Origin of the sequence: Gemella haemolysans, assembly GCF_012273215.1 — a bacterium.
GTDB lineage: Bacteria > Bacillota > Bacilli > Staphylococcales > Gemellaceae > Gemella > Gemella haemolysans_A.
In genome coordinates this window covers 1129528-1149081 of sequence record NZ_CP050965.1, presented here as the reverse complement: position 1 = coordinate 1149081, position 19554 = coordinate 1129528, and the positions used below count along the sequence as shown (strand labels likewise).

23 protein-coding genes are annotated in these 19554 nt (G+C 29.0%); 15 read left to right on the top strand and 8 right to left on the bottom strand.

The genetic code is table 11. The features are described from left to right. The first annotated feature begins 142 nt into the window (after positions 1 to 142). The 6 genes from FOC48_RS05425 (at position 143) to FOC48_RS05400 (ending at position 3681) form a co-directional block, all read left to right on the top strand. The gene (locus tag FOC48_RS05425) at positions 143 to 247 is read left to right on the top strand and encodes a 3'-5' exonuclease (RefSeq protein WP_172497884.1); all 105 of its coding nucleotides are present in this window, start codon (positions 143 to 145) and stop codon (positions 245 to 247) included. A gap of 261 nt (positions 248 to 508) precedes the next feature. Further along, entirely contained in the window at positions 509 to 640 is a 132-nt protein-coding gene (locus FOC48_RS10110; protein WP_301952013.1) for a hypothetical protein, read from the top strand. 16 nt (positions 641 to 656) lie between these two features. Continuing rightward, positions 657 to 947 carry a bacteriocin immunity family protein gene (locus FOC48_RS05415; protein WP_003146968.1) on the top strand — a complete coding sequence of 97 codons (291 nt, stop codon included), beginning with the start codon at positions 657 to 659 and terminating at the stop codon, positions 945 to 947. Between the two features lie 236 nt (positions 948 to 1183). After that, complete coding sequence (locus tag FOC48_RS05410; RefSeq protein WP_003146967.1) at positions 1184 to 2143, top strand: Gfo/Idh/MocA family protein; 960 nt, start codon at positions 1184 to 1186, stop codon at positions 2141 to 2143. A 15-nt stretch (positions 2144 to 2158) separates the two neighbouring features. Continuing rightward, entirely contained in the window at positions 2159 to 3028 is an 870-nt protein-coding gene (locus tag FOC48_RS05405; protein ID WP_003146966.1) for a glutathione S-transferase C-terminal domain-containing protein, read from the top strand. A gap of 5 nt (positions 3029 to 3033) precedes the next feature. Then, positions 3034 to 3681, top strand: coding sequence for an MmcQ/YjbR family DNA-binding protein (locus tag FOC48_RS05400; protein WP_003146965.1), 648 nt, complete (start codon positions 3034 to 3036; stop codon positions 3679 to 3681). A 59-nt stretch (positions 3682 to 3740) separates the two neighbouring features. Here the strand turns inward: FOC48_RS05400 and FOC48_RS05395 are convergent, their stop codons facing one another. The 5 genes from FOC48_RS05395 to FOC48_RS05375 all read right to left on the bottom strand — a co-directional run bounded on the left by FOC48_RS05395 (position 3741) and on the right by FOC48_RS05375 (position 7514). After that, positions 3741 to 4094 (bottom strand): hypothetical protein, encoded by a 354-nt coding sequence (locus FOC48_RS05395; protein ID WP_003146964.1) that lies wholly within the window; start codon positions 4092 to 4094, stop codon positions 3741 to 3743. Next, a complete protein-coding gene (locus FOC48_RS05390; protein ID WP_003146963.1) occupies positions 4095 to 4694 on the bottom strand; it encodes a response regulator transcription factor in 600 nt (199 codons plus the stop codon). It abuts the gene before it with no gap. Between the two features lie 15 nt (positions 4695 to 4709). After that, positions 4710 to 5420 carry a sensor histidine kinase gene (locus FOC48_RS05385; protein WP_254263168.1) on the bottom strand — a complete coding sequence of 237 codons (711 nt, stop codon included), beginning with the start codon at positions 5418 to 5420 and terminating at the stop codon, positions 4710 to 4712. 454 nt (positions 5421 to 5874) lie between these two features. Further along, positions 5875 to 6615 (bottom strand): ABC transporter permease, encoded by a 741-nt coding sequence (locus tag FOC48_RS05380; protein WP_003146961.1) that lies wholly within the window; start codon positions 6613 to 6615, stop codon positions 5875 to 5877. Further along, positions 6615 to 7514: an ABC transporter ATP-binding protein gene (locus FOC48_RS05375; protein WP_003146959.1), complete on the bottom strand. Its 900-nt coding sequence runs from the start codon at positions 7512 to 7514 to the stop codon at positions 6615 to 6617. The genes FOC48_RS05380 and FOC48_RS05375 overlap by 1 nt, the downstream gene beginning before the upstream one ends. A gap of 295 nt (positions 7515 to 7809) precedes the next feature. On the opposite strand from FOC48_RS05375, the gene FOC48_RS05370 reads away from it, so the two are divergent. Genes FOC48_RS05370 through FOC48_RS05360 form a run of 3 tightly spaced genes read left to right on the top strand, consistent with a single transcriptional unit; the run spans position 7810 to position 9218 of the window. Next, entirely contained in the window at positions 7810 to 8394 is a 585-nt protein-coding gene (locus FOC48_RS05370; protein ID WP_003148109.1) for a transposase, read from the top strand. Continuing rightward, positions 8325 to 8597, top strand: coding sequence for an IS3 family transposase (locus FOC48_RS05365; RefSeq protein WP_172497882.1), 273 nt, complete (start codon positions 8325 to 8327; stop codon positions 8595 to 8597). Before FOC48_RS05370 ends, FOC48_RS05365 begins: the two co-directional genes overlap by 70 nt. A gap of 12 nt (positions 8598 to 8609) precedes the next feature. Then, positions 8610 to 9218 (top strand): IS3 family transposase, encoded by a 609-nt coding sequence (locus FOC48_RS05360; RefSeq protein ID WP_172497880.1) that lies wholly within the window; start codon positions 8610 to 8612, stop codon positions 9216 to 9218. A gap of 86 nt (positions 9219 to 9304) precedes the next feature. Here the strand turns inward: FOC48_RS05360 and FOC48_RS05355 are convergent, their stop codons facing one another. Next, positions 9305 to 9904 (bottom strand): NAD-dependent epimerase/dehydratase family protein, encoded by a 600-nt coding sequence (locus FOC48_RS05355; RefSeq protein ID WP_003146956.1) that lies wholly within the window; start codon positions 9902 to 9904, stop codon positions 9305 to 9307. Positions 9905 to 10031: 127 nt separating this feature from the next. Here FOC48_RS05355 and FOC48_RS05350 point away from each other — a divergent pair, with 127 nt between their 5' ends. From FOC48_RS05350 to pflA, 4 genes are all read left to right on the top strand, one after another. Continuing rightward, positions 10032 to 10886, top strand: a complete 855-nt coding sequence (locus tag FOC48_RS05350) for a patatin-like phospholipase family protein (RefSeq protein WP_003146955.1) — start codon at positions 10032 to 10034, stop codon at positions 10884 to 10886. 1 nt (position 10887) lies between these two features. Next, positions 10888 to 11361: a peptide-methionine (R)-S-oxide reductase MsrB gene (msrB, locus tag FOC48_RS05345; RefSeq protein WP_003146954.1), complete on the top strand. Its 474-nt coding sequence runs from the start codon at positions 10888 to 10890 to the stop codon at positions 11359 to 11361. Between the two features lie 418 nt (positions 11362 to 11779). Further along, positions 11780 to 14020: a formate C-acetyltransferase gene (pflB, locus tag FOC48_RS05340; protein ID WP_003146953.1), complete on the top strand. Its 2241-nt coding sequence runs from the start codon at positions 11780 to 11782 to the stop codon at positions 14018 to 14020. Between the two features lie 139 nt (positions 14021 to 14159). Further along, on the top strand, positions 14160 to 14957 hold the full coding sequence (gene pflA / locus FOC48_RS05335; RefSeq protein ID WP_003146952.1) for a pyruvate formate-lyase-activating protein: 798 nt from the start codon (positions 14160 to 14162) through the stop codon (positions 14955 to 14957). A gap of 101 nt (positions 14958 to 15058) precedes the next feature. Here pflA and FOC48_RS05330 read toward each other — a convergent pair whose 3' ends face one another. Both FOC48_RS05330 and cls read right to left on the bottom strand, forming a co-directional pair. Then, a complete protein-coding gene (locus FOC48_RS05330; RefSeq protein ID WP_003146951.1) occupies positions 15059 to 15997 on the bottom strand; it encodes a foldase protein PrsA in 939 nt (312 codons plus the stop codon). Between the two features lie 62 nt (positions 15998 to 16059). Further along, positions 16060 to 17577, bottom strand: coding sequence for a cardiolipin synthase (gene cls, locus FOC48_RS05325; protein WP_003146949.1), 1518 nt, complete (start codon positions 17575 to 17577; stop codon positions 16060 to 16062). 394 nt (positions 17578 to 17971) lie between these two features. On the opposite strand from cls, the gene FOC48_RS05320 reads away from it, so the two are divergent. After that, entirely contained in the window at positions 17972 to 18127 is a 156-nt protein-coding gene (locus tag FOC48_RS05320; protein ID WP_003144715.1) for an SE1561 family protein, read from the top strand. Positions 18128 to 18198: 71 nt separating this feature from the next. Further along, positions 18199 to 19554 carry a 23S rRNA (uracil(1939)-C(5))-methyltransferase RlmD gene (gene rlmD, locus FOC48_RS05315; protein WP_003146948.1) on the top strand — a complete coding sequence of 452 codons (1356 nt, stop codon included), beginning with the start codon at positions 18199 to 18201 and terminating at the stop codon, positions 19552 to 19554.

Below are 19554 nucleotides of genomic sequence, written 5' to 3'. Positions count from 1 at the left end.
TAAATATAAAAAATAAAACAATCTATCAAATTTGATAGAGAGATAAATTCAAAGTTAAATTAATTATATAAGGGACTTGAATTTAAAAATGTATTTATAATGAATATAGATGAGAATTATTCTTATTTGTATAAAGCAAACTATGAAAAAGTTAGATAAAAATGTATTGTTAGAAACAAATGTAGAAGAAGAAAGACGATTGCTTTATGTAGCAATGACAAGAGTAGAAGAAAGATTGTATATATAGGGCATAAAGATAGTAAGTTTATAAAAGAATTAAAAGAAATAGAAAGTATTTTGACAGAGTGTAAAGAGTAATGTTTTAACAAATATTTTAAAAAACTAAATAGAAGACTTGTATTTTTTATTTTTTACTATATAATAAAACTAACAATTCATTTCTAATATCGAAAAAAAAGTTAGATTTTCTGAAAAATAGCAGAAAGAAGGTTCTATTATTATGAAAAAGAAATTATTTTTTGTTTTATTATTATCAGGTAGTATGTTTTTGAATTTTAATATAGCTGATGCAAAAGAAAGAACAGAAGTTACTACTTTTCATCAGTATACTACTATTACGAATGATGGCTGGGATAGTGTTGGTGGTGGTTCCCCAATGAAACCAACTATTAATTGGTAATTATTAGGAATTTTATATGTTTAATTATTTTCCTAAAGAAGAAGAAATTTTAACTGATTTATATAATTTGATATTAGATAAAGAGGTTGGAATAAAAGAGAGAGAATTGTATAAGAAAGCTATTTTGTTAATTGAAAAAGAAAATGAATATTATGAAGCAGTTTTATTTCAATTAGTACCTGCTTTATCTTATTTAGCACGACAAGGAAGTATTTCTAGTAATGGTTGTATTTTTATGACTAAAATTAGTAGATTTACTAATAATTCTATAGGATTTTATTTATTTGATTCTATATTAAAAAAATAATTTGTAAAATCAAAGAAAACAGTGTAATATATGTATATAAAGCAATTAGTTAGTATGTTGCATAGAGTAAAGACCTAAGGACTCCATTCCTTAGGTTTTTTAGTGTCTCCAAAATTTAGGACTGATGAGAAGGGTCATGAGCTTAAAGCTCATGATTCCTTTTTTTATGCAGAAAAGTTGCTAGTGTAAGTTTATAAAGATATAATTAAAGGATACACAGTAATTTGGAGGAAAACATGAAATTAGGAATTATTGGTTCTGGAATGATAGTGAAAGATTTCTTATCTTTTGCTCATGAAATTCCAGAAATTAAATTAGAAGCTATAGCAGCTAGAAATATTGAAAATTTAAAAGAATTACAAAACAAATATAATATTAAAGAAATATATACTGATATTGATTTTTGTCTGGAAAATAAAGCGATTGATACGATTTATGTTGCAGTTCCAAATAATTTACATTATACAGTTGCTAAGAAGGCTCTAGAAGCTGGTAAAAATGTTATTTGTGAAAAACCTTTTACGTTAAAGTATGATGAAGCTGTAGAATTGTTTGAAATTGCTGAAGCTAGAGGATTGATTTTAATAGAAGCAATAACAAATCAATACCAGAAAAATTATCTTGATATAAAAGAAAATATTGATAATATTGGAGAAATAAGACTTGTTGAATGTAATTTTTCTCAACTTTCTTCAAGATATGAAGCATTTAAAAATGGAGTTATAGCACCAGTGTTTGATAAAAGTAAAGGTGGGGGAGTACTCGGTGATTTAAATATTTATAACATTCATTTTGTAGTTGGATTATTTGGTAAACCTAATAAAATACATTATTCACCAAATATTGTTAATGATGTTGATACTTCGGGTATTCTTCTATTAGAATATGCTAACTTTAAAGTAGTATGCATAGCAGCGAAAGATACTTTTAATAATAGTTATGTAAATATTCAAGGTGATCAAGGTATAATTAAAGTTATTGGACCTACAAATGAAGTTCCTAATTATAGTATTCAGACAAAAGATAACTTCATAAATGAAAATAAAAATATTCATTCACACAGAATGTTTGCTGAATTTAAAAAATTCGTTGAAGTCATTAATAATAAAGATTTTAATTTCATGAATGATCAAAAAGAACATACTTTGAATGTTATGTATATTTATGAAGAAGCAAAAAAATTTATAGAAAATTAAAAAGGAGAAAATCACATGAAAAAATTTTTTAGTAAACCATTTGGAACAGAGGAACAACCTATAGAGGAAGGAAGATACAGATTATTCTGGTCTCCTTTATGCCCGTATGCACATAGAGCGGTTATAACAAGAGAGATACTAGGTTTAGATGATGCTATTAGTTTAGGAACATTGGATTATCGCCGTGGAGAAGAAGGATGGCAATTTAGCTTAGATAAAGATGGGCTAGATCCAGTTTTAAAACAATATAAAATTAAAGATGTGTACTTAAATAGTGATTCAGATTATGAAGGACCATACTCAGTACCGGTGCTTGTTGATGTTACTACAGGAAAAGTAGTTAGAAAAGAATCGGCCGAGTTACTTCACGAATTTGCAACAGTATTTAGAAAACTACATAAAAAAGATGGAATAGATTTATATCCTGAACATCTTGCAGGTCAAATCGATGAGTGGAATGAAAAATTAGCCGTAGCTATTAATGATGGTGTATATGGAATGGGATTTGCTGAAAACCAAGAAAAATATGATGAGGCATTCGATAGATTCTTCGATATGATGGATGTAGTAGAGGAGCATCTATCTAAACAAAGATACTTCAATGGAAATACAATAACAGAAACAGATATTCGTTTCTATACTACTATGATTCGTTTTGATGTTGTTTATTATGGATTATATTCTGCGAATAAAAAGAGAATTGAGGAATATTCTAACATATTCAACTACTTAAAAGATTTATATCAAACACCAGGATTCGGATCTACAACAGATTTTGAAGCAATAAAGATCGGATATTATTTATCAGCAGGGGAAACTATTGTGCCAAAAGGACCAGAGGTAGATAAGTGGAATCAAAGTCACGATAGAGCTAGATTCGAATAATAAATATGAAGATTATAGATGTAGAAAAATATAACTTTTCTAAGGAACAGCTAAAAGGTTTTGGATTTAAGGAAGAAGCGGAAAAACTAATATATCGACAAGAAATTTTAGATATGAGCTTTTTAATAGAAATAGTATTTGTTGACAGTCAACTTTTAGTAGGAGTTTATGATTTAGAATTCGATGAGGTTTACTCATTGTATAGCGTAGATAGTGCTGTAGGAGAAACTGTTCAAAATATTAGAGAACATGTAGAGAATCTACTAAGGTTTATATTAGGGTTAGCTGATGAATCTGGGAAAATAGGTTCAGAAGTTATCGATTATTGTTATAAATATGGTGGAAATCATGTTAATCCTTTTAAAAAACATCCAGACATATTGGCATTTGTAAATGAAAAAAATAAATGGTATGCCTTGATTCTAGAGGTTAAATATAATAAATTAAATAAAAATACTGATATTACAACTAAGGTGAAAGTTTTAAATCTAAAATATTCTACGGATAAGATCTTAGATATTATAGACAATAAAAATATTTTTCCAGCATATCATATGAATAAGAAGCATTGGATTAGCATAGTTTTAGATAAAAATATCAAATTAGAAACAATAAAAGAATTAATAGACATAAGCTATTCTTTAGTAAAATAAAATAAAAGGAACAACTAAAAATCACTTTGTAAAAATTTTGATTTAAAGTTGTTCCTGTTTTATTTATTATATGCAATTATCAAGAATATTATTTGGAAAATGATAGAAATAATTAAAATAAATCCTAAAATAAACCCTAATGCGCCAGCGATGATATACAATATAATATTTATAATTATTAAATAATTTTTTGTGAATTTTATTAATGAAATAACAATATTAAAAATAACAGCTATTAAAAGCATAAAGTAGTGTGGTATTAGGAACGCAAGTAGCATTCCTAAACCAGCGCCTGCGCTAGGGCTATCAGAATGATTAAATTTTGATATTACACTTGTAAAGTATAGTATTGTTAGTGCTATGTATATAATTGACGAAAGTAATGATAATCTTATAGCGAGTTTTCTTGTCATCTAAAGCCATCCTTCCTCAGTAGATTTTTTTACAGCTTCTGTTCTGTTTTTGCAGTTTAATTTTGTTAGGATGTTAGAGATATAGTTTCTAATAGTTCCTTCGGATAAAAACAGTTCATTAGCAATTTCTTTGTTCGATAATCCTTCTTTAATTTTTAAAAGAATAATTTTTTCTTGATTTGATAGGGGATTATGATTAGTAAAAATGTTTTCCATAAGTTCTGGTGAATATTCTTTGTTACCTCCTAAGACGTTGTTAATTGTTTTCATAAGTTCATCTATTGAGCGATCTTTTAGTACATAGGCATCTACGTTATTTTTTATGGCGCGTTCAAAATATCCCATACGTTTAAAAGTTGTCACAATAACAACTTTACAATGTATATTATTACTACGAATGTACTCTAGTACGTCTAGTCCTGTTGCTTCAGGCATTTCTACATCAAGTATAGCTACATCTATATCATTAGTAGAAATTAAATTTATAGCTTCTTTTCCATCTTTAGCTTGAAGTACACTTTCAACACTATCTTCCATTGATAATAATGTTGCCATTGCATCTCGTAACATACTTTGATCTTCAGCAATAAGTAATTTCATATTGTCCTCCTGTTTTTATTTATTGATTGTTACTTTGATAGTTGTAGGGAATTTTTTTGATGTTATATCTATTACTCCATTAACTAGTTTAATTCTATCTCTTATAGAAGATAGTTCCTTTCCGTCAATATTTTCAAAACCACGACCATTATCAGAGACAATAATAGTATAGTTATTACTAGATTCATTGATATTAATATTACATTTATTAGCCTTACTATGTTTAATAACATTATTCGTTAATTCTTTTAGTACCATTGTAATAGTCCATTCAACTAATTCAGATGGAAGTGTAGTCATATTATTCTTAATATCTAATGAAATATCAGCCATGGTCATAATATCTGTAATAACTTTTAATTCTTCAGTAATACTTCTATGCTTTAATTTATTAATAATAGAACGTGTTTCTGTCATTGAAGTACTGCTGATTTCACTAATTTCTTGAAGTTCTTTTTTTGCAGCTTCAATATTATTTTTATCTAAATATTTTTCAGCCAGCTCTGCTTTTAACTTTAACATTACAAAAGTATGTCCGATACTATCATGAAGATCTTGACCAATTCTATTACGCTCATTTTCAGCAAGAAGTAGATTAATATGTTCATTGTGTTTTATACGTTCATTTTTTAATTTATTTCTTTCATAACCATATTTTTGGAAAAAATAAGTTATTATACACATAGAAGAAAAAATAAATAGGATAATTCTATCTCCAATATTCATTTTGGGATTAGAGATTATATATAGTGTTAGACAATTTATAGTTATAAAAAAGCTAATCGTTCTGTATGTAAAATACTTATCATGAAAATGCCAAACGAGTAGATTACTTAGATAAAAACTAAATAGAATATTCATCGGATATAAAATAATGGTCATGTAACTGATATAAGCAATTAAATAAAACCATTCTGTAAAAATAAGAATTTTATTTTTTGTATATAGTATTCCTATATATGAAGAAAGTGCGAGAAAAGTTAAAAGCAATATATATTTAGGATAAGTTCCATCGATAACATATGCAAGTGGGAATATGAAAAATACCAATGATAAATAAAAACCATAATTCCCCTTTAATAAATTTAGTAATTTTTTATACATTTCAATCTCCTTATTCTTTAATAATACCACAATAATATAAGAGTGTGAATAATTTATCCGCACTCTTATATTATTATTATTTTGATTCTCTTCTGTTTTTTATTACCAATGTAGCAATTATACATACAACCGAATATGCTAGAAGTATAGCTAGAGCTCTATAAGAGAAAATATCTTCTTTAATATATTTATTAACGAAATCTAAAAGATAGTAGGTTGGTGTCAGTTTAGATATATTTTGTAACCATTCTGGGAAAAGGTAAGTAGGCCACCAAAGGCCTCCTAGCATAGCAAGTCCTAGGTATAATATATTAGCAAGTAACGAAAGTTTTTCTTCTGATTTAATAAGACTTAGAAGTAATCCCATACCTAAAAATGTAATACTTCCAATAAGCATTAGAACAGCTGACATAAACCATTCACGAGCTGTCATATTAACGCCTCTAAAGATATGCCCAACAGCAAATACAACAACTATTGATATAATAAACGTAATTATTAGACGAATAAAACGAGCAAGGTAGTATTCAGATATTTTTATAGGAGAATTATTTAATATATGTAGATAGTTGTTTTTCTCGTCTTCTTTTATTGAAATAGGGAGAGAAAATAAAGCGAAGCTTATACTGCTGAATGCGGTCATTGAAATAAGCATATCTTTTACAACGCGTATCTTTGTTTCAGGATCATCGAATTGCTGCATTCCAGAAAATAGTATAAAGAAGATAACTGGAAAACCTAATCCCATAATAAAATTAGTTAAGTTTCTTTTTATGAATATAAATTCTATGTTTAATAAGTTAGCAAGATTTTTCATTATTTCTCTCCTCCATTGTCTTTAGTTGTTACAAAAATACTATCTAATAAAGTTCTATTTTGAATTTCAATTTCTTTAAATGTACAACCAGCTTGGTGTAATATGTTCCATATTTCATCTGGTTTCTTTGTTAAGAAATTAATATTATCTGTTTTAATTTCTAAATTATTTATAATATCACTATCTTTCAATAAATCTAGATATTTTATAGGTAGTGTGAAGTATTTTTCAATTTCTTCAGCACGCATAGCATGTGGAGTAGTATCGCGAATAAGTTTTCCCTTATTTAGAACTAAGATTCTATCTGCGGTATGTTCTACTTCTTCGATGTAATGAGAAGAATAAATAATAGTTAGACCTTTATTTTTTAAGTTATTTACAATTTCCCAAAATCTAATACGTGTTGATGTATCCATTCCAGCTGTTGGTTCATCTAAGAAAATTAATTTAGGTCGTCCTATTAATGTAATAATAAAAGATAATAATCTTTTTTGTCCTCCTGATAATTTAGAAGCAAAGTTCTCTTTTTGAGAATCATCAAATCTTAGTAGTACATCGATTTCTTCATTTGTTAATGGATTTTTATATAGTTTTTGAATAAAACTAAGTAATTCTTTCACTTTTAGTTTTTCAGGAACGACATTTTCCTGAGGAAGTATGTTAAGAAATTCTTTTAGTTTCTGGTTTCCTGGATTTAGAGAATTAATTTTTATTGAGCCTGAATTGATAAATTTATTTCCTAATAGACAATTCATTAGAGTAGTTTTACCAGCTCCGTTAGGCCCAATTAAAGCAATGCATTCACCAGAGTTTACATTAAAAGAAATATCATCCAAGATATTTTTTCCTTTAATTGTTTTTGTTATGTTTTTTACTTCTATAATATTATTTAATGACATTTTGTTCACCTCATTTTTGATAATTAAATTATATCAAAGTAGGAAGTTACCTTTTAGTAGGTAATGTCATGAAGTAATATGACAAATGTCATAAAAAAGACTTAAGGGACGAACCTAAAAGCCCTAAATTTTAAAAAGTGTATATGAAAACTCATAGACGCAGTGGTTCATTGATATCTAAATTCGCTTTATAAAAGCTTTTTAGATATCTAATAAACTGTGCGGGGGTGACTCGACAAAATCGATTTTGATATGTACCCCTTTTACTGGACAAACCAGTGAAAGGGGTATTTTTATGCGTTATAGTTTTGAATTTAAAGTAAAATGTGTTGAGATGTATGAAAGAGGGGAATATCCAGAAACACCGAATGGAATAACTACTAGAAAATTTAAAGATACTATTAGAAAATGGAAAAGAATGGTTGATTCGTTAGGAGTAGGTGTCTTGCGACATAAAACAAAAAATAAGAAGTGGAATTCAGAAGAAAAACTAGTATTAGTTTCTAAAATTTTAGCTGGTTATTCATATAATTCCGTTGCACTAGACAATGGAATTAACTATAGGACACTGTATAAATGGGTTCAAAAATATAAGGAAAAAGGTTATAATGGACTTGTAGATGAGAAGAAAGAAAGACCAAGAAAGGTACCTATCATGAAAGAAAACAGTAGTCCTAAACCATTAAAAGAATCAGAAAGAGAAGAATTAATTAGATTACGTGCAGAAAATAAATTTATAAAAACGGAAATCGAAAATATTAAAGCGGAAAAAGAAATAATAAAAAAATTAATAGCCTTGAGGCGAGAAAAATGGGCTGCGCAACTCAAGGCGAAAAAGCAGCAATCATCAAAGAACTTAGAAAAAAAGGATATCAATTAAAATGCCTTTTACAAGAAATAGGAATGGCAAAATCAACGTATTATTATTTAGTAAATAAGGAAGAAGTAGGTGTTGAGGCTATTCGTAATGAACCAGTGTTAAAAGAAATTAAAATTATTTTTACCGAAAATAAAGGACTATATGGTGTCCGTAGAGTTCACAATGAACTAATTAATAGAGGTTTTAAAGTAAATCATAAATGAGTACAAAGTCTTATGCATAAAGAAGGATTGAAAGGGAAAACTCCTAAAGAAAGATACCATTCATATAAGGGAACAGTAGGAAAAGTCGCTAATAATATAATAAATCGAGATTTTAGTACGACTGCTCCTTTACAGAAATGGACTACAGATGTATCACAATTCAATTTTTTATGGGGAAAGTGCTATTTTTCAGCGATTCTAGATATGCATACAAATGAAATAATATCATATGATTTATCTTTACATCCAAATTTAGATCAGATAAAAAGGATGTTAGAACAAGCATTTAATAAATTTCCAAATACAGAAGGATTAATTATGCATTCTGATCAAGGGTGGCAGTATCAACATTCACACTATAGAAGTGAGTTAAAAAAACATGGAATCATTCAATCGATGTCTAGAAAGGGAAATTGTTATGATAATAGTATCATGGAATCACTTTTTGGAAGAATGAAGACGGAGATATATTATGGTTATGAAAAGGTTTATATGTCATTTGAAGAGTTTAGTAAAGCTGTATCTGAATATATAAATTATTACAACAACAAGAGAATTCAATCAAAAACAAAATGGATGCCTCCTGTACAATACAGGATAACATCCACTTGTCTAAACTAAATATATATGTGTCCAGAATTTTGGGTACACATCATTTCTTCGAAATCACGATTTTTGAGTCACTCCCTTTAAGTCGACGTATATAGTTATTTCATATCATTTATTTCAATAATAGGTGAATCAGTATTGTCGAAAATTCCTTTTACTACTTCTCTTGCTATTTTTTCAACTGGAAGAGGATAAACATTTTTGAAAAATGGTATCCCTAATTTTGAAAAAAATTTAATAGGTAATATATTGAAATAAGAGGTAAGTCTTTCTTTACCATACATAAGACCTGGGCGTACTATTAGATAATCTAGTTTTGAATCTACTACTAATTTTTCTCCGTTGCGTTTACTTTCTATATATTGTTTAAAGCCACCATTTGCAGAAAAATATACAAGTTTATTGATATTTTGTTTTTGGCATAGTTTAATTGTCTGTGCTACACTCTCTGTATTTAGTTTTGAATATAGCTTTTTATTTTTAATTGTTCCAATTAAATGAATGGCGATATCGTATTTTTCGTTGGTTATTATATTTTCGATATCAAAAATATCTCCATGTATCCAAGTTGCTTCATCTTTAGAGATAGAGTAGTTTTGAGATCTAGATAAATAGCTAACTTTTACATTGTATTTTTTAAATTCTTTAATTAATGCATTTCCAACAAAGCCATTGCCACCGATTAGTAGTATGTTCATATGTACCTCGAATTGAATTATTTTTCTCATTTAAAATAGTAACATAACTTAGTACCCGAGTAAATTTATTTAAACTAATGAAAAAAAGATGATATAATAGTATCAATTTAAAAAGGAGTGTGATTGAATGAAAGTAGGTTTAGTATTAGAAGGTGGAGCTATGAGAGGATTATTTACAGCAGGTGTCCTTGATGTGTTCTTAGAAAATGATATAGAAGTTACTGATATTGTTGGAGTTTCTGCAGGAACACTGTTCGGAGTAAATTATGTTTCTAAACAACCTAAAAGGGCACTACGATACAATGTTAATTATATTAATGATAAAAGATATATGAGTTTAAAAAGTTGGATAAGAACAGGTAATTTAATAAATAAAGACTTTACGTACTATAAAGTTCCATTTCAACTTGATGTTTTTGATAACAAAACATTTAAAAATTCTAAGACAAATTTCTATGCTACGGTAACTAATATAGAAAATGGAGAAGCGGAATTTATAAAAATAACAGATCCTTACAAACAAATGGAGACGTTAAGAGCAACTTCTGCTCTTCCGTTTATTTCGGAAATAATTGAGATAGATGATAAAAAGTATTTAGATGGTGGAATAGCTAATAGTATACCGATAGACTTCTTTGAAAAACAAAACTTTGATAAAATAATTGTAATACTAACAAGACCAATTACATATAGAAAGAAAAAATCAACAAGTCTACAATTTAAGTTATTTTATAAGAAATATCCGCATCTAATTGAAAAGTTGGAGAATCGATATAAAGACTATAATGAAACGGTTGAACGAATATTAGAATTAGAAAAACAAGGGAAAGTATTTGTTATACGACCAAGTGAGGATATTACTGTAAAAAGATTAGAGAAAGATACACAAAAATTAAAACGTGTCTATAACTTAGGGTTAAAAGATGGTAAGAATATAATAGAAGATTTAAAACAATACATTAGTAATGAAGGAGAGAAATAAAATGAGTGGAGAAATTAAAATTAATCCAGAAGAATTTGAAAGAAAATCTAAAGATGAATTAAAAAAAGAATTATCTGATTTAGAATATGCAGTTACTATGGAAAGTGCAACTGAGAGTCCGTATACTGGGCAATATTGGGATAGTTTTGAAGAAGGTGTATATGTAGATATAACAACGGGTGAACCATTATTTTCTTCAAAAGATAAATTTAAGTCGCACTGCGGTTGGCCAAGTTTCTCAAAACCAATTGAAAAAGAAGTTACTAGATATTATAAAGATAACTCACATCTTGTCGAAAGAATTGAAGTTAGAAGTAGAGTGGGAGATGCTCATTTAGGACACGTATTTCCAGATGGTCCAAGTGAATTAGGAGGGCTTAGATATTGTATAAACAGTGCTTCTATAAGGTTTATTAAGAAGGAAGATTTAGAAAAAGAAGGTTATAAAAATCTATTAAAATTATTTGAAAAATAGCAAATTAAAGAAGTGAATGATAAATGATATCGTTTACTTCTTGTTTTTTGTAAAAAAATAAGATATTTTTAATATATGTCTACCGAATTAATTTGATATAAATAGTTACAGTATAATAACAGATTTCTTATAGATATAAAATATCCATAAAAAAATAAATGCTTAAAGTTAACGTTTTCATTGTTTTTACAATTAGATTTACAAAGAATCACATCAATATTTTACTATTAATTTGGTAGATAATTCAGAATTTATAATTGCTGTATTAATACTGGAGTTCACAGATTGTACACAATTTGAATAAAAAAAATATTGTCTTAGTAATATGTATGCGGTACACTAAGGGTGTAACAAATAGTTTAATTAATAAATTTATTTATCACATATATAATAAAAAATTTTAAGGAGTGACATTAATATGACAACAGTTGCAGAAAAAAAAGCATTCGTTGGTGGTAAATGGCAAACAGAGGTAGATTTAGTAGATTTCATTAAATCTAACTATACTGAATATAGAGGAGATGCATCTTTCCTTGCAGGACCAACAGAAGCAACTACTAAATTAGTAGAAAAATTCAATGATTTAATGCGTCAAGAACGTTTAGCTGGTGGAACATTAGATATGGATACTAGCATTCCTTCAACTATCCTTTCTCACGGACCTGGATACATTGAAAAAGATTTAGAACAAGTTGTTGGGTTACAAACTGATAAACCACTTAAACGTGCGTTAATGACATTCGGTGGTATTAACATGGCTGTTAACAGCTGTAAAGCATACGGATACGAAGTAGACGAAGAAGTTATTAAAATCTTCACTGACTACCGTAAAACTCACAACCAAGGTGTATTCGATGCATATACTCCAGAAATGCGTTTAGTAAGAAAATCTGGTGTAATCACTGGTCTTCCAGATGCATACGGACGTGGTCGTATTATCGGGGACTACCGTCGTGTAGCTTTATATGGTGTTGACCAACTTATCGCTTGGAAAAAAGAAGACTTAGCTCAAATCGGAGCTGACGGTGTTATGACTGAACACGTTATTCGTGACCGTGAAGAAGTTAACGAACAAATTCGTGCTTTAGGTGAATTAAAAGAATTAGCTAAAATCTACGGATTTGACATTTCTGAACCAGCTACAAATGCTAAAGAAGCAGTTCAATGGTTGTACTTCGGTTACTTAGCAGCTATCAAACAACAAAATGGTGCTGCAATGTCAATCGGTAACATCGCTACATTCTTAGATATTTATATTGAAAGAGATTTACAAGATGGAACAATTAACGAATCTCAAGCTCAAGAATTAATTGACCACTTAGTATTAAAATTACGTTGCGTTAAATTCGCTCGTACTCCAGAATATAACCAATTATTCTCTGGTGACCCAATCTGGGCTACATTAATCGTAGGTGAAATGTTAGACGCTGAAAAATCATTAGTAACTAAAACTGACTTCCGTTTCATCCACACATTAGATAACATGGGTAACTCTCCAGAACCAAACTTAACTATCCTTTGGTCTTCTAAATTACCAACTGGATTCAAAGAATTCTGCTCTGAATCTTCAATCAACCACAGTGCTATCCAATATGAAAGTGATGAATTATTAGCAGACTTCTTAGGAACTTGTGACAAATCTATCGCATGTTGTGTAAGTGGTATGACTACTGGTAAAGATATGCAATTCTTCGGAGCTCGTGCTAACTTAGCTAAAGCTTTACTATACACAATCAACGGTGGACGCGATGAAAAATTAGGAATCCAAGTTGGACCTAAAACAGAACCTCTACGTGGTGTATTAAACTACGATGAAGTTTGGGCTAAATTCGATGTATTCATGGATTGGTTATGTAAACTTTACATCAATACATTAAATGTAATCCACTACATGCACGATAAATATTCTTACGAAAGCTTAGAAATGGCATTACACGATACTAAAGTTAGAAGATTCATGGCAACTGGTATCGCTGGATTCTCAGTAGCAGTAGATAGTTTATCAGCTATTAAATATGCTAAAGTAACTCCAATCGAAGATGAAACTGGATTAGCTGTAGACTACAAAGTTGAAGGTGAATTCCCAACATTCGGTAACAACGATGATCGTGCAGACGAAATCGCTGTTGAATTACTAAAAACATTCATGACTAAACTTAAAAAACACCCAACTTACCGTGCAGATGAAACTACAACATCTATCTTAACTATTACTTCTAACGTAGTATACGGTAAAAAAACTGGTAACACTCCAGATGGACGTCGTGCAGGAGAACCATTCTCTCCAGGTGCTAACCCAATGAACGGACGTGACCAAAGTGGAGCTCTAGCTTGCTTAAGCTCAGTAGCTAAATTACCATATGAATACAGCCGTGATGGAATCAGCTTAACTGCTGCATTTACACCAAGCTCATTAGGTAAAACTAAACAAGATCAAATCAAAAACTTAACAGCAATGATGGATGGATACTTCAAAAAAGGTGGTTACCACTTAAATACTAACGTATTCAATAAAGAAACATTACTTAAAGTTATTGAATCTCCAGAAGATTATCCAAACTTCACAATTCGTGTATCAGGATACGCTGTACGTCTAATCAGTTTAACTCCAGAACAACAACGTGACGTATTAAGCCGTACAATGCACCAATTCATGTAATTAAGTGAATAAAAAGTAAGAAGGTGGAGGCTACGGCCTCCACTTTTTTAGATTAATAAATAAAACTATAAAAGTGTTTACAAAATAGTAATGAATACGTTATAATTGAACTATAAATAGCAGAAGGAGGAGATCGCATATGGAAATGGAAAAAGTAAAAGTGAATTCTGCAGAAGAGAAAAAAGAATTAACAGCAAATGTTCACTCAGTTGAATCTTTCGGTAATGTAGATGGTCCTGGAATAAGATATGTAGTATTCTTCCAAGGATGTATGTTAAGATGTAAATACTGCCATAATCCAGATACTTGGAAAATGCACAATCCTGATGCTAAAGTTATGACAGTAGATCAACTTACAAAAGAGATTGTAAAATATCGTGATTTCTTTGAAGCTAGTGAAGGTGGAGGAGTAACAGTAAGTGGTGGAGAATCTTTACTGCAAATTGATTTCATTTTAGAGCTTTTTAGAGAATTGAAAAAAATTGGTATAAACACTTGTGTTGATACTTGTGGTGGTTTCTATGTAAATGCTCCAAGTATGAATGAAAAAGTATTAGAATTAATATCTTTAACTGATTTATTCTTAGTTGATATTAAACATATTGATGATGAACACCATATGCGTTTAACTAAACGTACAAATAAAAATATTATTCAATTTACTAATTTTTTAAGTGAACATGGTGCTAAAATGTGGATAAGACACGTACTTGTCCCAAAATGGACAGATGATGATTATTACTTAAAAAAATTACGTGAATATATTGATACATTACATGGAGTTGAGCGTGTAGAAGTATTACCTTACCACGATATGGCAAAATTCAAATATAAAGAATTAGGAATAGATTACGAATTAAATGATATTAATCCACCTACGAAAGATCGAATAAAAAATGCTATCGAGATTCTAGGTGCACGTGATGATGTTAGTTAATTAAGATAAGAGGTTGGAAAATTATTTTTTCCCAACCTCTTATATATTTATATAAAGACGACTAAAAGCTAAGTTGCTATTAGTCGTCTTTACGAATTTTATTATTGAGCTGAAGTATTTCCTTCTAACATTGATTTAATGTATGCTTCAACATCACTGTTACTTGATTTAACATTGTACTCTTCAAATAATTTTTTAAGAGCTTTACTTACGATAGTGCTATCTTTCTTAACAGCTTCTTCAGCTGCTTTTTCAGCTAATGCTGGTTTTAATTCATCAAATGATGAGTCTTTTTCATCTAATACTTTAATAATGTGATATCCGAATGAAGTTTTTACAACATCTGATGTTTTATCTTTACTTAATGCGTATGCAGCATCTTTGAATTCTTTAACGAATGAGTTATCTTCTTTAGAAGACCATCCTAAATCTCCTCCGTTAGAAGCGTTAGCTGTATCGTTAGAATTTTCTTTTGCTAATGTAGCAAAATCTCCACCATCTTTAAGTTTTTTAAGTACTTCTTCTGCTTTTTTCTTAGCTTCTTCATCACTTAATCCATTTGGATTTGATTCACTTTTAACACTTACAAGAATGTGAGCTAGGTGATATTGGTGTTTATTTTTTTCATAGCTTTCTTTAAGTTTGTCATCGTTAGTTCCAGCGTAGTCATTAATTAATAATGTTTGAGCAGCTTTAACTTTTAGACCGTCTTTATATTTATCAAGAGTAAATCCTTGTTGTTTTAAAAGTTGTTCAAATTTATCTTTACCACCGTATTGTTCTTGAGCTTTTTGAAGTTGCTCATCGATAGTTTTTTGATCGATTTTATTTTTATATTTGTCTAGTAGTACTTTTTGAATCATCATACTAGTAGCTGTTTTTGAAAGTTGGCTAGCTCCAATACTTTCTACGATATCTTTTTCTGTTACATCTCCTGCTTTACTAGAAATATATTTTGTTCCTCCAGTAGAGCATCCTGCTAAACCTATAACTGATATACTAAGGGCTATAGGTAAAATAGCTTTTTTAAACTTCTTCATTAAATTTTGTCCTCCTATGTGTACATATGTATTAATATATCATATTTTTTAATATAAAACAACTAAAGAATCGGTGAAATCAACCTTGCAAAGGCTTCTTTAATTTTTATTAGTAAACTTCTTTGTTGATACTTAGCAAAAGTAATTAGGGTAGACTTTTCTATATCTTTCAAGAAAATATGTCTAAATTCCTTTGTGGTTTTATAATCATACATAAATGCATTAAGTTCGAAGTTTAGTTTGAAACTTCTATAATCAAAGTTTGCACTTCCTAAACTTGAAACTTCATCATCGATGATAATCATTTTTGTATGAATAAATCCATTTTCGTAAATATATGTCTTTGCCCCTAACTTAGCTAATTCTCCAATAAATGAGTATGTTGCCCAATAAACAAATATATGATCGGGTTTATTAGGTACCATAATTCTAACATCAATTCCGGATAATATTGCCATTTTTAATGCATCCATAACACTTTCATCAGGAATGAAGTAGGGTGATTGAATATAGATGTATTTTTTGGCTCTTGAAATCATATATAGGTAGCTATATTTGATTTTTTGAAGTTTATTATCTGGTCCACTAGAAACCAATTGAATTGGTAAATAATTATCAACAGGGGTTGAAATATGATCAGAAGTTAATTCTAGTTGTTCGGTTTTCTTAGTTGATTGTGAATTCCAGTCATCAATGAATCGATATTCTAGAGAACCTACAGCTTCTCCTTCGATACGAAGATGTGTATCTCGCCAATAACCGAATTTCGGATCTAATCCTAGATATTCATCCCCAACGTTAAAACCACCAGTATAACCAATATTACCGTCTATTGTAACTATTTTTCTATGATTTCTATAATTCATACGAAAATTAATCAGTGGAAGTTTTGATTTAAAGAATTGTTTTATTTTTGCATTGTTTTTAGTAAGTTTTCTTAAAGAAGAAATACTTAACTTTCTCGAACCAATATCATCATATAGAATATATACATCTACACCTTCTAGAAGTTTTTGTTCTAAAAGTTGGAAGAGTTGTTTACCGATACCATCTTTTTTTAATATATAGTATTGAATGTGAATATAGCATTTAGCATTTTTTATATCTTCAAATAATAATCTAAATTTTTCTTTTCCATCTGTAATAATTTGTATTTTATTATTTTTTGACAAGAATGATTTATCAGTTTCAAAATTTAATTCTATTAGATTTCTATGTTTGTGTATTACTTGTTCATTCTTTGAGATTTCATAAGGGGTTTCTCTTTTCAATAGATTTTGTTGATATTTTATCTTTTCATCATCTGAAAAAGGAAAAATCTTTTCCCTATATATTGGTCTTCCAAATATTAAATAAAGAACAAATCCTAGGTATGGAAATAAGAATAGAACTAATATCCATGCCCAAGAAGACGTAGTGGTCTGATACTCTATAAAAACAATAGAAAATGCTAATAAAGTATTTATTATTAAAAATATAGTTAACACTATATCAAAGTTTATATCATTAAAAATAGAAGTTATATAGTAAAAAACACTTGAAATATCAATGTTTAATAATTGTAAATTAATATAATTCATAATATAACACTCCTAATTTAATAGTACCTTAAAATATATTAAAAGTCTATTAATAATATTTACGTAATATAGTAATTTTTCTTTGGGAGTGACTCAAAAATCGTGATTTCGAAGAAATCGATTTTGTCGAGTCACCCCCGCACAGTTTATTAGATATCTAAAAAGCTTTTCTAAAGCGATTTTAGATATCAATAAACCACTGCGTCTATGAGTTCCCATATACACTTTGTTAAAATTTAGGCCTTTTGGGTCAGCCCCTAATATAAGATGGATTATTTATTTCTGAATGTATGCGGATTAGTAATAGTTAAAATTATTGATTATTTTTGTGATATGAGTTGAATTTTTGTGAATTTATATTATAATGGAATAGAGAACAAAAAAGGAGAATGTTATGCCTAATAATATTTTAGAAGAATTAAAAACGAAATTTGAAGATTTTGCAAGTGAGTTAGAAAATATTGAACCTGAAAAAGTTGATTTAACTCAAATTGATAGATTAATTGCATTAGTAGAAGAATTAGATAACGAAATTAAAACTATAAAATAATAGTAGAATTGGATAAGCTGAAGTGGGAGTGTTTTGCTTTTACTCAGCTTATCTTTATGAATGAGGATACGATGAAAAATAAAAACAAAAAAAAATTAAATGTCTTACTTACGATTAAAAAAATAGGAATTAATGGTGAGGGGATAGGATATTATAAAAAGAAAATTACTTTTGTAAAAGGCGCTCTACCTGACGAAGTTATTGTTTGTGAAATAGTAGAAGAGACACCAAAATATATTATCGGTAAACTTGTTAAAGTAAAAGAGCCAAGTCCGCATAGAGTGGAAATCAAAAGAGAATACGCTGAAAGTGGAGCTTATGGTTTAGCTCATGTTAGTTATGAGAAACAACTTGAGTATAAACGTACAATTTTATTAGATGCTTTTGATAAATACTATAGACTACCTAAACCTGATAAATTAGTATTAAAAACATTAGCTAGTCCAAAGGTAGAAGGATATCGTAATAAGAATCAATTTCCATTAGCTGTTAGAAATGGACGTGTTATTGCAGGGCTATATAAAGAAGGTTCTAATGATTTAGTTGAAATCAATGAAGATTTAGCATTACATGAGAATGGTAATAAAATAACAAACCTAGCTAAGAAATTATTAGGAAAATATAAAGTAGAAATTTCAACAAATAAAAAGAATTACGGTGTGAAATATATTGCGACAAGAACTTCATTCTATAATGGAGATGTTCAAGTAACATTCGTAGCGAATACTAATAAGATTAAGAACATGGATAAGGTCGTTAATGAACTTAAGCGTGAAAGAATCGTTAAAAGTATTATATTAAATATTACTAATGATAAAGATCATTTAGTGATGGGAACAGAAAGTCTAACTTTATATGGTTCAGATTATATCGTTGAGAAAATCGGCGAAATTAAGTATGAACTTTCAGCTAAATCGTTCTTCCAATTAAATCCACCGGCAACTAAAAAACTTTATGATAAAGTAGTTGAGTTTGCTGCACTAAAAGAAACAGATGTTGTATTAGATGCTTTCTGTGGGGTTGGAACAATTGGACAATATGTCAGCCGTAATTGTAAAGAGGTTTATGGTGTTGATATTATTCCTGCCGCAATTAAAGACGCGAATGATAATGTTAAATTAAATAATTTAACAAACTGTACTTATGTTGCAGGAGATGCTAATAAAATAGTTCCACGTTGGAAGAAAAAAGGAATCAACTTTGATGTAGCAATAGTAGATCCACCTCGTGTAGGGCTTGGACCATTAGCAAAAAACTTATTAGCAGTTGATGCTAAGAAAATTGTTTACGTGAGTTGTAATCCATCTACATTAGCACGTGACTTAAAAGTTTTAACAAGAAAATATAGAATTAGACGTATTCAACCAGTAGACATGTTCCCGGGAACAGCAGCAGTTGAAGCGGTAGTTGAATTAATTAGAAAATAA

What these genes read in the sequence shown, in the direction of transcription:
- FOC48_RS05415 (WP_003146968.1), top strand. Translation starts at nt 657, where the DNA reads ATGTTTAATTATTTTCCTAAAGAAGAAGAAATTTTAACTGATTTATAT.
- pflA (WP_003146952.1), top strand. Translation starts at nt 14,160, where the DNA reads ATGGAAATGGAAAAAGTAAAAGTGAATTCTGCAGAAGAGAAAAAAGAA.
- cls (WP_003146949.1), bottom strand. Translation starts at nt 17,577, where the DNA reads ATGAATTATATTAATTTACAATTATTAAACATTGATATTTCAAGTGTT.
- FOC48_RS05395 (WP_003146964.1), bottom strand. Translation starts at nt 4,094, where the DNA reads ATGACAAGAAAACTCGCTATAAGATTATCATTACTTTCGTCAATTATA.
- rlmD (WP_003146948.1), top strand. Translation starts at nt 18,199, where the DNA reads ATGAAAAATAAAAACAAAAAAAAATTAAATGTCTTACTTACGATTAAA.
- FOC48_RS05350 (WP_003146955.1), top strand. Translation starts at nt 10,032, where the DNA reads ATGAAAGTAGGTTTAGTATTAGAAGGTGGAGCTATGAGAGGATTATTT.
- FOC48_RS05365 (WP_172497882.1), top strand. Translation starts at nt 8,325, where the DNA reads ATGGGCTGCGCAACTCAAGGCGAAAAAGCAGCAATCATCAAAGAACTT.
- FOC48_RS05390 (WP_003146963.1), bottom strand. Translation starts at nt 4,694, where the DNA reads ATGAAATTACTTATTGCTGAAGATCAAAGTATGTTACGAGATGCAATG.
- FOC48_RS05425 (WP_172497884.1), top strand. Translation starts at nt 143, where the DNA reads ATGAAAAAGTTAGATAAAAATGTATTGTTAGAAACAAATGTAGAAGAA.
- FOC48_RS05410 (WP_003146967.1), top strand. Translation starts at nt 1,184, where the DNA reads ATGAAATTAGGAATTATTGGTTCTGGAATGATAGTGAAAGATTTCTTA.
- FOC48_RS05355 (WP_003146956.1), bottom strand. Translation starts at nt 9,904, where the DNA reads ATGAACATACTACTAATCGGTGGCAATGGCTTTGTTGGAAATGCATTA.
- FOC48_RS05330 (WP_003146951.1), bottom strand. Translation starts at nt 15,997, where the DNA reads ATGAAGAAGTTTAAAAAAGCTATTTTACCTATAGCCCTTAGTATATCA.
- FOC48_RS05405 (WP_003146966.1), top strand. Translation starts at nt 2,159, where the DNA reads ATGAAAAAATTTTTTAGTAAACCATTTGGAACAGAGGAACAACCTATA.
- FOC48_RS05380 (WP_003146961.1), bottom strand. Translation starts at nt 6,615, where the DNA reads ATGAAAAATCTTGCTAACTTATTAAACATAGAATTTATATTCATAAAA.
- pflB (WP_003146953.1), top strand. Translation starts at nt 11,780, where the DNA reads ATGACAACAGTTGCAGAAAAAAAAGCATTCGTTGGTGGTAAATGGCAA.
- msrB (WP_003146954.1), top strand. Translation starts at nt 10,888, where the DNA reads ATGAGTGGAGAAATTAAAATTAATCCAGAAGAATTTGAAAGAAAATCT.
- FOC48_RS05375 (WP_003146959.1), bottom strand. Translation starts at nt 7,514, where the DNA reads ATGTCATTAAATAATATTATAGAAGTAAAAAACATAACAAAAACAATT.
- FOC48_RS05400 (WP_003146965.1), top strand. Translation starts at nt 3,034, where the DNA reads ATGAAGATTATAGATGTAGAAAAATATAACTTTTCTAAGGAACAGCTA.
- FOC48_RS05360 (WP_172497880.1), top strand. Translation starts at nt 8,610, where the DNA reads ATGCATAAAGAAGGATTGAAAGGGAAAACTCCTAAAGAAAGATACCAT.
- FOC48_RS05385 (WP_254263168.1), bottom strand. Translation starts at nt 5,420, where the DNA reads ATGAATATTGGAGATAGAATTATCCTATTTATTTTTTCTTCTATGTGT.
- FOC48_RS05320 (WP_003144715.1), top strand. Translation starts at nt 17,972, where the DNA reads ATGCCTAATAATATTTTAGAAGAATTAAAAACGAAATTTGAAGATTTT.
- FOC48_RS05370 (WP_003148109.1), top strand. Translation starts at nt 7,810, where the DNA reads ATGCGTTATAGTTTTGAATTTAAAGTAAAATGTGTTGAGATGTATGAA.